At 67.5% G+C, this 412-nt stretch carries 1 protein-coding gene; it reads right to left on the reverse strand.

All coding sequences use genetic code 11. The features are described 5' to 3' along the window. On the reverse strand, positions 1-307 hold a 307-nt coding region (locus EN932_RS37760), incomplete at its 3' end, for an ATP-binding cassette domain-containing protein (protein ID WP_128369600.1). Positions 308-412 lie beyond the last annotated feature (105 nt).

A 412-nucleotide genomic window follows, 5' to 3' on the forward strand; every position in this document is an offset into this window, starting at 1 on the left:
CCGTGGCGCGCGGGTTGAAGGCGGCAAGCGGGTCCTGGAACACCATTTGCAGGCGCGCGCGGCGGGCACGCAGTGCTGCGCTGCGCAGGGCCAGGAAATCGTCGCCTTCGAACTCGATGCGTCCGTCGTCCGGCTCGATCAATCGCAGCACCACCCGCGCGATCGTCGATTTGCCGCTGCCGGAGGGTCCGGCCAACGCCAGCGTTTCACCCGGCTCGATGTGAAAGGAGACATCGTCGACTGCAGCGATGGTGTTGTCGCCGCGACGGTAGCGCTTGGTGAGGTTGGACACCGCCAGCAGGCTCATGCGTGGAGCCCGGCTCGGTTCAGCAGCGGCTTGGTGTCGAGGCCGATATCGGCATCGAGCAATGCGCGCGTATAGGGCTGGGCCGGGGCGCCGACAATCTGCGCC

Source organism: Mesorhizobium sp. M7A.F.Ca.US.002.01.1.1 (genome assembly GCF_004022955.1).
In the GTDB taxonomy this organism is placed as follows: Bacteria; Pseudomonadota; Alphaproteobacteria; order Rhizobiales; family Rhizobiaceae; genus Mesorhizobium; species Mesorhizobium ciceri.